This window comes from Lactiplantibacillus fabifermentans DSM 21115, from assembly GCF_000498955.2.
GTDB classification, from domain to species: Bacteria; Bacillota; Bacilli; order Lactobacillales; family Lactobacillaceae; genus Lactiplantibacillus; species Lactiplantibacillus fabifermentans.
Genome location: NZ_AYGX02000070.1, coordinates 60,275 through 72,655, shown reverse-complemented (window position 1 = coordinate 72,655; position 12,381 = coordinate 60,275). Strand labels below are relative to the sequence as shown.

At 44.7% G+C, this 12,381-nt stretch carries 10 protein-coding genes; 9 read left to right on the top strand and 1 reads right to left on the bottom strand.

Annotation, left to right across the window (positions count from 1 at the left end; genetic code table 11):
* Positions 1 to 864: 864 nt before the first annotated feature.
* Positions 865 to 1,278, top strand: a complete 414-nt coding sequence (locus DY78_RS06035) for a rhodanese-like domain-containing protein (RefSeq protein WP_024625558.1) — start codon at positions 865 to 867, stop codon at positions 1,276 to 1,278.
* Positions 1,279 to 1,332: 54 nt separating this feature from the next.
* On the opposite strand, the gene DY78_RS15755 is transcribed toward DY78_RS06035, so the two are convergent.
* Entirely contained in the window at positions 1,333 to 1,509 is a 177-nt protein-coding gene (locus tag DY78_RS15755; RefSeq protein WP_024625559.1) for a DUF3042 family protein, read from the bottom strand.
* 101 nt (positions 1,510 to 1,610) lie between these two features.
* Between DY78_RS15755 and DY78_RS06030 the strand changes: the two genes are divergently transcribed.
* From DY78_RS06030 to pulA, 8 genes are all read left to right on the top strand, one after another.
* Complete coding sequence (locus DY78_RS06030) at positions 1,611 to 2,345, top strand: glycerophosphodiester phosphodiesterase (protein ID WP_024625560.1); 735 nt, start codon at positions 1,611 to 1,613, stop codon at positions 2,343 to 2,345.
* Between the two features lie 6 nt (positions 2,346 to 2,351).
* On the top strand, positions 2,352 to 3,278 hold the full coding sequence (miaA, locus tag DY78_RS06025; protein WP_024625561.1) for a tRNA (adenosine(37)-N6)-dimethylallyltransferase MiaA: 927 nt from the start codon (positions 2,352 to 2,354) through the stop codon (positions 3,276 to 3,278).
* Positions 3,279 to 3,388: 110 nt separating this feature from the next.
* On the top strand, positions 3,389 to 3,769 hold the full coding sequence (locus DY78_RS06020; RefSeq protein ID WP_024625562.1) for a MerR family transcriptional regulator: 381 nt from the start codon (positions 3,389 to 3,391) through the stop codon (positions 3,767 to 3,769).
* 43 nt (positions 3,770 to 3,812) lie between these two features.
* Positions 3,813 to 5,159: a type I glutamate--ammonia ligase gene (gene glnA, locus DY78_RS06015; RefSeq protein WP_024625563.1), complete on the top strand. Its 1,347-nt coding sequence runs from the start codon at positions 3,813 to 3,815 to the stop codon at positions 5,157 to 5,159.
* A 187-nt stretch (positions 5,160 to 5,346) separates the two neighbouring features.
* Positions 5,347 to 6,234: a hypothetical protein gene (locus tag DY78_RS06010; protein WP_024625564.1), complete on the top strand. Its 888-nt coding sequence runs from the start codon at positions 5,347 to 5,349 to the stop codon at positions 6,232 to 6,234.
* Positions 6,224 to 7,174, top strand: a complete 951-nt coding sequence (locus DY78_RS06005; protein WP_024625565.1) for a hypothetical protein — start codon at positions 6,224 to 6,226, stop codon at positions 7,172 to 7,174. Before DY78_RS06010 ends, DY78_RS06005 begins: the two co-directional genes overlap by 11 nt.
* A gap of 9 nt (positions 7,175 to 7,183) precedes the next feature.
* Entirely contained in the window at positions 7,184 to 7,723 is a 540-nt protein-coding gene (locus tag DY78_RS06000; RefSeq protein ID WP_024625566.1) for a dUTP diphosphatase, read from the top strand.
* A 511-nt stretch (positions 7,724 to 8,234) separates the two neighbouring features.
* Complete coding sequence (gene pulA, locus DY78_RS15750; RefSeq protein WP_024625567.1) at positions 8,235 to 12,254, top strand: type I pullulanase; 4,020 nt, start codon at positions 8,235 to 8,237, stop codon at positions 12,252 to 12,254.
* Positions 12,255 to 12,381: the final 127 nt, after the last annotated feature.

The following is a 12,381-nucleotide window of genomic DNA, read 5'->3' as shown; positions in this document are numbered from 1 at the left end:
CACCAGGTCTCAAAAGACGTCCGTGGTGTAAACGGCCAAAAAACGTCCGTTAACGCCACTTTCAGGACGATTCCATTACGGCCAGCCAATTGCTAGTCTCGGCTAGGTTTCAAAATAGCGTTAAACATGTTCGATGGTGGTTGTCCTAATCAAAAATATAGCCGTTAATAACCTACTTTAAGAAAAAACCAGACTAGTTTTACAGCGCCGTTCCAACTGACTGGCGGCTAGATGGTGTTACCGTTTGCTGAGTGCAAAGTTTATTATTAGTGGCTGGATTGTGCTTGGATTTAGTATGCAGTTATGGCGATTTGAGTGATTGGCTAATTATCGCAGGTTGTTAGGATGACTTAATCTATGCCTGAACTTGATAGAAATATTCTGATAACGTGCTAACCTAACCTGTCATTGAAGCATTAACTTGGTCATGATAAGTTATGCGATATAGTATATTGCGCAACTGTGGGGATATTCGGAATTTGCTGTTACTTTGGTAATATTCTTAATGGATTAAGTTGTGGAATCTAGCTGAATTTTTGATGTGTAAGCGTGCTAATAAACGGTTTATATATAACTGTGATGAGGAATTAGCCGGAAGTCAGTGGCAACGTCGTCGTGAAAATGTTCTTAGCGCGCGTTTTTGGCACGCTTAGAACATGGGTCGTGCTAGGAGACTTGCGGGGTTTGCAAGGCTCCTAACCGCCTGACAAGACCGCTTTTTGGCTTGGCAGGGTTGCCCCACGACGATGCTGCCACTGGCTGGAGGCGGAAAACTTCCTACAAATCACGAAACAAGCGAAACCAGCACTAGTCAAAGTAAGCGGTTTTGTGTAGAATATAGAAGTAGAAATTAGGAGGGATAGCGTGGTTTTAGGTGCGATGACGGTTTGGAATTATATTAACATTGTGTTGATTATTCTGATCGCGGCTTATTTTATTTACGAGTTTTATTGTTACATTCGGCGCAAACAAGTGTCGACCATGTTGGAAGAAGAAGATTTTCAAGCTGGCATGCGGAAGGCGCAATTGATTGATTTGCGTGAAAAGAAGGATTTTGATGCGGGTCATATTTTAGGGGCTCGCAATATTCCGTACAATTCATTAAAACCCCGTATGGGCGAATTGCGGACAGATATGCCAGTTTACGTTTATGACCAAACGCATACCTTAAGTGTGCGCGCTGTGATGACGTTATACAAAAACGGGTTTAAAGATCTTTACATTCTCAAGACGGGTTATGCCAAATGGGAAGGTAAGACCAAAAAAGCGAAGTATTAAAAAAATGGTGGCCGCAACAAAAGTTATTTTGTGCGAACCACCATTTTTTAATTATTAACCGTTATGAGCAGAACGGCTCTTACGTAAAGCCTTTTTACGGCTTTCTTCGAACTTGTTTTCTTGATCTTCGATTGGATCAACGACTTGTTTCTTGAATGATAAAACGGAACCAATCACGGCTCCAGCCGTTGCAACGACTCCGAATAAGAAGCCACGTGTAAATGATTTCATGTTTTGACCCTCCTAGTAACTTGATTAAGTTCATTATGATTGTTTTCGCACGAGATATCAATATTAAAAGCTTATAATTATTATGAAGTGAGGTGGTTGACATGTTAACGCAAATTATTGCGCATCGTGGCAGTAAAGGGACGCGACCGGAAAATACGTTACCGGCGTTTTTGGCCGCGTTACAAGATGGGGCGGATGGCATCGAAACGGATGTCCATTTATCAAAAGATGGCCAACTAATTATTATGCACGACGAACGCGTCGACCGGACAACGGATGGGACGGGTCGCATCGTGGATTTGACGTTAGCGGAACTCAAGCAGCTGGATGCGGGCGCCAAGTTTGACCCCGTGTATGCTGGTACCCGTGTCCCGACTTTAGATGAAGTCGTCCAATTACTGATTGATCAAAAGTTTACCGGTATTTTTAATTTAGAAATTAAGACCAATAAAATTCATTATGATGGCATTGAGACGTTGGTGGCGGATTATTTCAATCATCACCATGTGCCGTTTAAACTAGTGTATTCGAGTTTTTATGGCAAATCCATTGAGCGCCTGCACGCGTTACAACCAGAAGCGGAATTTGACAGCTTATTTCAAGCGAAGTTCCAGACGGCCAAACGCTTACATGCTGAACACGTGATTATCGGCTACCATCCGGATATTCGCTGGGTCCGGCGGCACTGGTTGTTGTTACCGAAAGTGCAGTTGCGACCATGGACGGTCAATACGGAACGCGATATGAAATTTTGCTTTCGGCACCGGTTTGCGGGACTGATTACGGATTATCCCGGATTAGCGCACCGCTTGCGCTTGAAAATGCAAGGAGGGTAATATTTTTTGAGCACCAAAAAAGTATTATTGATTGCGGGTCCGACCGCCGTTGGCAAAACGGCGTTGTCGATTGAACTCGCGCAACAACTAAATGGGGAGATCATTTCTGGTGATTCGATGCAAGTTTATCGGCATTTAGACATTGGTACCGCCAAAGTCTTGCCGGTTGAACGCCAAGGGATTCCCCATTATTTAATTGATATTAAAGATGTGCAGCAACGGTTTACGGTCGCCGAATTCGTGACCCGGGCGACGGCGTTAATTAACGAGATTCAAAGTCACGGCAAGTTGCCAATCATTGCTGGGGGGACCGGCTTTTATTTGCAGTCGCTCTTAGCGGGCTTCCAGTTTGGCCCCACGGACGCGGACCCCGATTTGGCTTATCGCCAACAGTGGTTTGATTTGGCGGCTGAAAAGGGCGCTCAGGCCGTCTGGGACGAACTGAGTCACATCGACCCCCAAGCGGCCCGTACCATCGAGCCACAAAATACGGTGCGGGTCGTGCGGGCGTTGGAATATTGGCATACGAGCGGCGAATTGTTTTCCGACCAAGCGGACCAAGCGCAGTCGGCTTTAGATGCCTACACGATTTGTTTGACGGCTGACCGTCCGTTGTTATATGACCGTATTAATCAGCGGGTCGACTTGATGTTAAAGGCCGGCCTGGTTGACGAAGCACAATGGCTGTATGACCAAGGTGGCCTAAGTCTCTCAGCCGGTAAGGGGATTGGCTACCATGAACTTTTCCCATACTTTGAACAACAAACCGAACTCGCGACAGCGGTGGAACTCATCAAACGCGATTCGCGCCGGTATGCCAAACGCCAACTGACGTGGTTCCGCAACAAGATGCAAGTCAATTGGTTTGAACTATTGGAACACCCCGACCAACGGGGCGCTATCGACGACCAGTTGGCTAGTTGGCTAAACTAAAATATAAATTGGTATACCTTTATAAATGATGTGATATTTTCTTACATGAATTGTTGACATTCGCTAATGAGATTGCTAATATTAAGTCTGTATTAAAGAGGAGGGTCGTTATGAAAGAGAAGGAATTACGTCGTTCGTTAGCCGTACTGCCGATTGGTACAGTTATGAAGCTGACGAATTTGTCTGCCCGACAGATTCGCTACTACGAGGAACAAGATTTGATTCATCCGGAACGCAACGCTGGTAACCGGCGCATGTTTTCGTTAAATGATGTGGATCGCCTCTTGGAAATCAAAGATTATTTAGCTGATGGGATTAATATGGCCGGCATCAAAGCCATTTATGCGCAACAAGCGCAGGAAGCCCAGCAAAAAGAAGCTGACCGCGCTCGGCCGTTGACTGACAACGATGTTCGCCGAATCTTGCATGACGAGTTCCTCAATCTCGGGGGCTTAACGTCCAATCAAGGACCGCAGTATCCGACTCATTAATGCAACAGCATCCATTAGTCAATCAATTTAAGGAGCGATTCGCATGGCAAAACAGCAGTATACGAAAGACGATATTCGCAACATCGTCAAGGAAGAAAACGTTAATTTCTTACGTTTAATGTTCACTGATTTATTTGGGACCATCAAGAACGTGGAAGTACCAGTTTCACAATTGGACAAGTTATTAGATAACAAGTTGATGTTTGACGGTTCTTCAATTGACGGTTTTGTGCGGATTGAAGAAAGTGACATGTACTTATACCCAGACTTATCAACTTGGTTGATCATGCCTTGGAATACGGAACATGGTAAGATTGCTCGGATCATTTGTGAAGTTTACACCTCGGACCGTAAACCATTCGAAGGCGATCCCCGTAACAACTTGATTCGCGTCTTGAGTGATATGCGTGATGCTGGCTATACCGCCTTTAATATTGGGACGGAACCAGAATTCTTCTTATTCAAGATGAATGAAAAAGGCGAACCAACGACTGAATTAAATGATAAAGGGAGCTACTTTGACTTAGCTCCAATGGACTTAGGTGAAAACTGCCGTCGTGATATTGCGCTCGAACTCGAACGCTTAGGCTTCAACGTTGAAGCGAGTCACCACGAAGTTGCCCCTGGCCAACACGAAATTGACTTTAAGTATGCTGATGCATTAACTGCTGCGGACCACATCCAAACGTTCAAATTAGTCGTTAAGACGATTGCGCGTAAATATAACTTATGGGCAACCTTCATGCCAAAACCACTCAATGGGGTTAACGGCTCAGGGATGCACGTGAACATGTCCTTGTTCCATGATCAAGGTAACGCGTTCTACGACCAAAGTGAAAAAGATGAATTACAATTATCAACGGACGCTTATCATTTCTTAGGCGGCTTAATGAAACATGCTCGCAGTTACACTGCTGTTACGAATCCAACGGTTAACTCATACAAACGTTTAGTCCCTGGCTACGAAGCCCCAGTTTATGTGGCTTGGTCTGGTTCTAACCGCTCACCAATGATTCGGATTCCAAGTGCGCGGGGCTTATCAACGCGTTTGGAATTACGGAGTGTGGATGCATCTGCTAACCCATACTTGGCCTTTGCTGCTGTATTGGAAGCTGGGCTTGATGGGATTAAGAATGGCATCGAACCACCAAAGAGTGTCGACCGGAATATTTACGTGATGGACGAAGACGAACGCCGCGAAGCCGGTATCGCCGACTTACCATCAACGTTACACAACGCCTTGAAGGAATTCCAAACTGATCCAACGATGAAGAAGGCGTTAGGGCCACATATTTATCAAAGTTTCTTGGAAGCTAAACGACTTGAATGGGCTTCATACCGTCAACAAGTTAGCGAATGGGAACGCGAACAGTATATGGAACTCTACTAAAACTTAAAGATTACAACGAAATAAGCCGGTTAGGACGCCAAATGGTCGTGCTAATCGGCTTATTTGTTTAAAAATTGGAAAATTGGTAACAGAAACCTTTATTAATCGTTTAATTTTCGGTAACATTAACAACAGAAGTGCAATGCACTAATTTGCCAATTATATCAATGATTGCAAGGAGATTATCATGGAAAAACAAAATCAGCCTGATCTTGAAAACCAGGATCAACCTACGCGCGAGCTAACGGATAGCTTACAGCAAAAACTGGACTATTTAACCACGCTGCGCCAAGCAATTACGGCTGGTGACGACCGTTTGATCTACGAATTGATCGATGGCGACCACTATCATCAAGCCTTATTAAATGAAGATCCCAACCCAACGCGGAATGCCCAAGTTGGCTTAATTACGGATGTTCATCCCGCTGTCAGTCATTACCTTAGTACAAAATTGATTGATTATTTGGCGCATGAATACCCATTCTTCTACTACGAAGAAACCCAACCCGGCGAATTCCAAATTTACTTTGGGAATTGGTGGGACCGCCGTAAATTCGGGAAACTTAACGTGTTAGACGTCAAGTTTGAATTTAGCGCGGAAGAATTTAACAAATTACAAAAAACTTTTGAACTCGCGCATGCGCATAAACGTTTTAACACGGACGCGATTCAAAAAATCTCCGCTGCTAGTGATCAATTACAAAAATTAATTGATGCGCAAGACGACCGTGATGCCCAAAAAGACGATTTGCGGCAACAATTAAAAGAAAACGGCCAACGCAACTCCTTATTCGACTCCGGTCGTATCAAGGAAGAACGTCAACAAATCATCGACGAATTATCCAAACTCGCCGATGAAGATGAACAAGCCAATAATGCCCATGCCACGATGAAAGATAACGAAGCCAAGATTTTAACGTTATCCAAAGAAGACACTATTTTAGCTTACGAAAAACAAGCAATTGAAAACGCCTTTAAGAGCTTTGAGAATTTTAATGAGCGTAATCGGAGTCTATATGTCGACTACTTGACCACGCTTATTGGAAAGGCGCAGGTAGCCTCAGATGACGAATGATAATAAAAAAATTGACTCCGCAACGTTGAGTACCCACGGCAAGTTGTCAATGTTTAACGAAGGCCTTAAAAGTGGCTTAGCCAATGGGCAAAAGTTCACCGCTTTGATGGATGAATTAATTGACACGAGTGATGGGGAAGTCTTATTAAGCGCGGCCCAAAAGTTAGCCGACTTTAAACTCGACTCGGCCTACGTGACGTTCCCCCACCAATATAAAAACGCCGATTATTATTTGATTTTTATGAGTCGCTTACTGAGCATGCATCAAGATGAAAAGGCCATTTTAAATTCGCGGGCGCATAGTGAATCGTTGTATCACGTGTTTGACGCAATTACCGATGACTATACGTTCTTATATCAAGTCGTAACGAACGATAACGGCGGGGCCTACTATACGGAACAAACGACTGGTGAAAGCTTGTTTTATATTCATCTCGAACGGCGGTTGTTGCGTTTCAATAGTCGCGCATTTACCAACTTGTTCATTAACAAGTTATTGTTAAAAGGGACCGGCGTTGACCAAATCAATAGCGTCTTAGCGACTTTGATTGCGTTTGGCCATTATTTACGCGATGATTTCGGTTTTAATGTCGACTTCAATATCTTAGACGTTGATAATGCCGCTAAATACGAATTACGTGAAGCTAACTTAAACGGGGAAGTCGTTGATAAGCTATTCGTGACGGCGGCTCAAAACAACCACATGTTGCGTAATTCACCGAAAGGCCATGGTGCGGAAATCGAATTACAAAGTGGTTTAATCGTTGATATTTTTGATGCTGGTAAACCCGGCAGCGCCAAGTGGGTCTTAACGGTCCGCGACCAAGGTCAACGGGTGTCATGGTTTGATGTCTTATTACACTTCGACTTTATGCGCAATTGGTATTTAGCTAATATTGATGCCTTAGAAATCAAAGCCGATCCATTAGTCTTTGCATAGGGGGCTACAATGTTAGATTTAACGAAGTTATTACAACAATCGATTCGGTTGGACCAAGATATTACTACGCGCCAACAAATTCATTGGCAACAACCCGAACGATTACAAAACGCGATGGTGTCATTGGATGTTGAACTGGCCGAAATGGCGAATACGTCGGAATGGTTCAAAGTCTGGAAGATTCACAAAGGTAAAGCCGATGCCGGTAAGACCAAGCGGGAAACGTTATTGAACGAATACGTCGATGCGATGGACTTTTTCTTCTTAGTGAGTGCCATTCAACAGTGGACGCATCTGATTCCACTAACACCTGTGCAACTGACGGATTTGAGCGAAAAAAAGCCGACTGATTTGAATAAGCAATATTTAGCAATTAAGCACTTATTGTATAATGCTTATTTTGACCATCAACAGGAAGCTTATCGCCATGCTTGGCATGTCTTCCTGAAGATTGGGTTAGTCGACTTCGGTTTCAGTCAAGACGAGATTCAAAATGCCTTCACGGCCAAGAATCAAGTCAATGAAACGCGTCAAGAAAATAATTATTAAGCTGTAATGCGACTGGTGTGGGGACTAGTTGCATTTTTTATTGCGCTAAAATAGTGACTGAATATTTTCGATGGCAGCTGATTAGTTTTATTGCTCATCGGGAGTCGCATTGATGAAAAGTCAGAGTGCTATTTGATACGGTTCATCCGGATTATAGGGGTTAGTCGATTTGATAATCATCTGATTAGCAGCAAGTGGGGATTATCAAATATTGGTGGGCATTGTTTTTGGTAACTATTCATAACGACTGTGCACGAATTGCATAAGTTTTGCATGACTTCTACAGGTTATGAATTGAGAGATGATGATTACAACAAGGTTGATGACATGCAAATATCGTGCAATACACTGCAACTGAATGATGTTGGCCGGTCATTGTTTGTATAATAGACTAATTATGATAACGTTAACATTCATTTACCTATTGCGAATATGAAAGCGCTTGCATTATGCTGTGATTAACGAAACTAGTTTTTGAGGCTAGTGACAAGTTTTTGAGGGGGATCAACAAATGCAAACAAAAGAAGTAGTTCAAAAAAATTGGCGGATGTGGAAACATGGCAAACAGTGGCTTTTTAGCGCTAGTGCAATGCTGGGATTAGCGGTTGGCGCTGGCCTTTCGGGGATGGTGGCCAATGCGGATACGACGGTTACTGCGGCTAATACGCCGACAAGCTCCGTTGTTGAAAATGTGTCGGTTAAACCTGCCACGGCGCAGCCAACAATGGCCCCAACCGTTGCACCAACGACCGCTCGAACCGCAGCGCCAACTGTTGCGCCAACGACTGCGCCGACCGCTACACCCACAACGGCGCCAACTGCGGCTCCAACTGTTGCACCGACAACCGCGCCAACTGTAACCAGAACTGCCAAGATACAAGCAACGGCCGTAGTTGCTGCGGTACCAACCGCCAAAGTGACCACGACGTCAACTAGTGTGGCACCAGTTAAGGATAGTACCAAAGTTGTAATTCACTATGCCGGTGATGGCACGAAATGGGTCCCCTATGTTTGGGGTGCTAAGCCGAACGGTAACGGCCAACAATATAGTTGGACTGGGACCGATAGTTACGGCAACTATGCCGATATTGATTTAGACCAAAATTATCAACAAGTTGGAATTTTGTTGAAAGGGGCCGACAGTTGGGATAAAGATGGGGCTGGTGAGAATCGGATGGCAACCGTGGATGATAGTGGTAAAGCCGAAGTGTGGTATCAAGCGGGTAGCGATGATGCCCAGACGGTAACCCCGACTTTTGATAATGCGACCGTCAATGTCCATTATCACAGTAAAGTTGCCAACGGCGTTACCGCTTATCAAGTCTGGACGGATCAAACGGCTAAACAAACGGTTAATTTAGACCAAACCGATGTGTATGGCAACCAATTAGGGACCGCTGCTTTGACGGGCAAGGCGTTTTCGAAAGTTTACGTGCAACCTGTGGGGGCCGATGCGACGGTCCGGGAGTTTACGCCGTTACCAGATAATCAAGGCACCGATATTTATTTGGTAGCCGATGATGACCAAGCTTACTACACACCCAGTTTTGCGTTAGCCACGGAAACCGTGACGTCGGCGGCAATGAATACGGACCATGAATTAACGGTTACAGTTGGGAAAAAGCTCACAACGGCGGAAGCCCAACAACAAATCACGGTTGGAAATAATCAAGTGGCTAGTTTAACAGCGGTCGCCCCGGACAGTGCTGGCCTTAGCAAGACCTTTACGGTGACGACCACGAATCCGATTGATATTTTGCAAAACAATACGGTCGCTTTTGATGGAAATACCAAAGCCGTTGATATCGGCAATTATGTGCGTTCACAAGCTTTTGATGATAAATATTATTATGCCGGCGATGATTCAGGCGCCACGTATACTGAAAATCGGACGCAAATTAAATTATGGGCGCCGACTGCTAACAAAGTTACGTTACGGTTGTATGCGTCGACGGCCAATGATGCCTCCGCAACTAGTGTGATGACGATGACTCGTGGGGATAAAGGCGTCTGGACGAGCGTTTTAGATGGCAATTATCAAGGCTGGGCTTATGATTATGCGCTGCAATTTGGTAATGGCACCACGACCACGACGGATGATCCATATTCCAAAGCGGTCACGGTCAATGGTAATCGCAGTGTGATTGAAGATGTCAACGCGGTTCAACCAACCGACTTTAACCGGATGCCGACGTTCAGTAATCCGACTGATGCGGTGATTTATGAAACGAGTGTCCGTGATTTTACGAAAGATGCTAATTCGGGCGTCACGGATAAAGGTAAATTCTTAGGAATGGTCGAAAGTGGGACGCAGACTGCCAGTGGTCAAGTTACCGGGCTCGACTACTTGAAAGACTTAGGCGTCACCCACGTTCAACTGATGCCGATGTATGATTTTAGTAGCATCGATGAAACGAGCAGTGACCCGAGTTATAACTGGGGTTATGATCCGAAAAACTATGACGTTCCCGAAGGCAGTTATTCAACTGATGCCACTAATCCGACGACGCGGATTATGGAAATGAAAGAAATGATCAATGGGTTCCATAAGGCGGGGATTCGAGTCATTATGGATGTCGTTTACAATCATGTGTACTCGATGGATGAACAGGCGTTTCAAAAAGTCGTGCCAGGGTACTATTTCCAATACGATGCGGACGGTCATGCCACTAACGGCACGGGTGTCGGTAACGATATTGCCAGTGAACGCAAGATGGTGCGCAAATATATTTTAGACTCCGTCAAATATTGGGCAACTGAATACAATTTGGATGGCTTCCGCTTTGATTTAATGGGCATCTTGGACGTGGACACGATGAACGCCATTCGTGCCGAACTCAACGCAATTGATCCCGGTATTTTAGTTTACGGTGAAGGTTGGGATATGCGTGCCACCGATAAAGAAATCGGGGCGGCCCAATATAACGCGGATAAGGTCGACAAAAACGTGGGCTTTTTCAGTGATGATATTCGCAATGCGATTAAAGGGAGCGAATTCGGTGGTATTAATCCGGGATTAGTTGAAGGCAATACTAAAGAAACGACTTATGACAATGATGCGCAAGCCTTTGTGGCAGGTTTCTTAGGTGGTCAAGGTTATGCAGATGCAACGACTTCCCATCCGTATCAGGCCCCATCACAAACGATTAATTATGTGGCTTGTCATGATAATCGGACGCTTTACGACATGTTAAAAGCCTTAATGCCCGATGAATCTGAAGCCAACTTAATCAAGCGTGATAAATTAGCAACGTCGATGGCAATTTTAGCGCAAGGGGTCCCATTTATTAACGCCGGACAAGAGGCTTTACGGACGAAGGATGGTAATGATAATAGCTATAATTCATCCGATGCGATTAACGATATTGATTGGAATCGCGTCCAAGCTAATGCGGAACTCGTCAATTATTTCAAGTCGTTGCTGAACTTGCGTAAATCGGAAAATGTCTTCCGGTTAAACGATTATGACCAAATCAAACAAACGATTAAAGTCTTGAAATCCGGTGAAAATGGCATTTTTGCTTTCGAATACGCAGCCGGTGGTCATAAGTTGTACGTCTTATTCAACGTCAATGATCAAGCGGTGAATTTCGATGCGGTTAACTTAGGGTTAGGTCGCATCCTGTTATCTAGTGATACTGCCACAAAGCTTGGTAGTATGACGAGTTTAGCCGGTTTGAGTACCTTGGTAGTTCGCGAAGACTTGCCACAAACAGTGACGATTAATTATTGTGATGCGCAAGGTCAAATCGTCAAAACAACCACGGTAACGTTAATCAAGTTTGGTGACCAAGTGGTATTGAGTGCGCCAACGGACTATCGAATGATTGGTGGTGAAAGTGCGGTCACATATGACGATGACAGTACCGCAACGACTTGGACTTTGAATGTGCCAGTTGAAAAGGTTGCGACGAGTAATCCTGATGATAATGGCAATACGACAAATCCGGAAAATGGTGGTAGTACAACCAATCCAGATAATAACGGCACTTCGACGAATCCGGACAACGGTGGTAGCACGACCAATCCAGATAACAATGGAAATACAACGAATTCGGATAATGGTGGCGCCACGACTGATCCAGATAGTAATGGCAACACAACGAATTCGGACAACGGTGGCAGTACCACGAATCCAGATAGTAACGAGAATAATGTTACAAATTTGGATAACGGTGGCAATACTACCGATTCAACGGGCAAGGCCGTGACTACTCCGGTTGAATCAACTAAGGTCACGCCAACGCCGGCAAATGGTCAAGCTGCAGTATCAACTAAGTCAGTAAATGGTCACCGAGCCGCTACAACGACTGGTTCAATAGCTAATGGTGATCAGGTGACGACACCAGCAACTGCTAAGACAACGGTTAAGGCCGCAACGACGGTGGCACCAGCCAAAGCTGCTATCGGAAACCACGCTTTGCCACAGACCGATGAAACGCCTGCTCAATCCGCGACGTTGCTAGGTGGGTTATTATTGATGGCTGCCGGGGTACTCGGAGCCGTCGCACCAAAACGGAAACGTCATTGATAAATTAAATTAAAATATTTAGGTGACTAAAAAGTCCGCTCACGATAATGATAATTGTGGGCGGATTTTTTGTCTTAACTTTGACAAGAATGATCATTAACCACAAATTGATGCCTGGCGTCGCGAT